The following is a 1,739-nucleotide window of genomic DNA, read 5'->3' as shown; positions in this document are numbered from 1 at the left end:
TGCTGGGGAGCTTCTGGATCATCTTGATGATCGTGGGCTCATGGTCGAGGACGGCGAGCTTGCCGATCTCGGTGAGGTCGCTCTCGGCCTTCCTCCAGGCGCGGGAGAACTCCATGAACTGGTCTGGTTCGCTGTGGGCGTTCTTGGAGGGTCTGTGTTGCTCGAGCTCGTGTACGATCTCGGCGACCGCTTCCATGGGCTTCCCGTACTCTTCGTCGAGGAAGCCCCAGATCTCGCCCACGGTCTTCATGTTCTTGACCTCCGGCTCGAGGATGCTGGGCAGGCACTTGCGCAGCTCCCGCAACTGTTGCGGCAGCGGGTAGTACGGAGACACTGTCTCCAGCCAGTCCTTGCGGAAGGTGGGGTAGGACCTCTTGGCTCCAGTGAACTTGGGGAACGGCTGGCGTGTGTGGAAGGCCATGCCGCCGATCGGATGCTGCGGCGGAGACAGTAGTGTGGGTCCCACCGAGGAAGTTCCGGAGACATTGTCGCCCAGGCCTGACAGCTTGGTCTTGAGGCCTCTGGCTGTGCGCTGGTTGTTGGTTTGCGCGGCGGTGATGAGCACGTGCTGGGCGGCCCTCCGGGACGGGTCCAGCTCGAGGATTCTGGAGCGCTGCTGTGCGGCGATGTCCAGCTTGGCCAGGGCCCCCTCGATGACGGAGGCCTGGAAGTTGATGTTGACGATGGTGTAGTTGGGCGGCACGGAGGCCTCCCAGCCGTCAACGAGTAGCTCCACCTCGGCGAGCGTGTCGGTGATGGAGGTGCAGAGTGACGCCTGGTCAGTGGCCAGGTCCGCGGCCAACTCCTCGAGAGTCTGGACCACAGGTACAGGAGCTGGTGCCACTGGCGGGTTCTCGATGTTCTCCACGAAGGTGGCCCCGAGCGCCTCAGCGTCGAGCACCATCGTCCTGGCGGCGAAGTAGACGACGTCATCCGCCTCTAAGTCGGCGGCAGAGACCAGCGCAGTGATCTCGGCGTGGGTTTGGTCGAAGGTATCCCAGGCGCGTTGCAGGGCTTCGATCTTCTTCTTGACCTGGCTGGGAGTGGAGACAGGGTTGTCGGCGTGGACTCGCTCTGCGAGGTCTTGAGCTGCTCGCTCGATTGCTCTGGCATGGAGTGCGCGGCTCTTCTTGAGCGTCTCCAGCTTGGAGGAGGGCGCCATTGCGAAGTAGCGGAAAGTGGAGGAAAACCGAAGACCAGAACCAGCCCCACAAAATGGGCTGCAGACGCTTCAGAGGGTTTTCCGTGGGCTTCTTCGGCAAAAAAGGGTTCTTCGTAGAAAGAGGAAGAATGTGGCGATAGCGCTCCGGATAAGATGGTTGGACCAGAGGATCGAGGCGAGGTTCTTGCAAACGGCTGTTGGTCTTGAGCAACGCTTCCACGAGAAGTTGTTCGGAAGGTTCTTCGTCAAGAGGTTTGGCAAGAGTGGAGTTGAGAGCGGTTCTGGGGTACTGATTCCCAGAACTTCTTGGTTCCTGGACTGGTGTCACAGGAAGTTGGAGGACTCGGCGGAAGACTGGGTGCGAGTCGGAGACGCGGGAGGAAGGTCGGTCTGCGAGAGCTTCCTGGCGTAGTAGCTGAGCGAGAATTTGCTTCGCAAAGGCTTTGGCGGCAGAGTTGGAACGAGAGGCTTCTTGGCGAACGGAGTTGGGCGTTCTGGCGCACGAAGCGGTTCCTGGCGAAGCGGATCTTGAAGGATCGGGCCGGTTCTTGTCGAGCGGATGCTTGAAGGATCGAGC

2 protein-coding genes are annotated in these 1,739 nt (G+C 60.8%); one reads left to right on the top strand and one right to left on the bottom strand.

Going from position 1 to position 1,739, the window contains the following annotated elements; genetic code table 11:
• A partial coding sequence (locus ACN0IC_RS15280) for a hypothetical protein (RefSeq protein WP_416879611.1) occupies positions 1–1,162 on the bottom strand: 1,162 nt, incomplete at its 3' end.
• 130 nt (positions 1,163–1,292) lie between these two features.
• On the opposite strand from ACN0IC_RS15280, the gene ACN0IC_RS15275 reads away from it, so the two are divergent.
• On the top strand, positions 1,293–1,574 hold the full coding sequence (locus tag ACN0IC_RS15275) for a hypothetical protein (RefSeq protein ID WP_416879610.1): 282 nt from the start codon (positions 1,293–1,295) through the stop codon (positions 1,572–1,574).
• Positions 1,575–1,739: the final 165 nt, after the last annotated feature.

The organism is Litorimonas sp., assembly GCA_029936425.1.
Lineage (GTDB): Bacteria > Pseudomonadota > Alphaproteobacteria > Caulobacterales > Maricaulaceae > Litorimonas.
The sequence above is the reverse complement of the archived record's forward strand: the minus strand, read 5'-3'. Positions and strand labels throughout refer to the sequence as shown.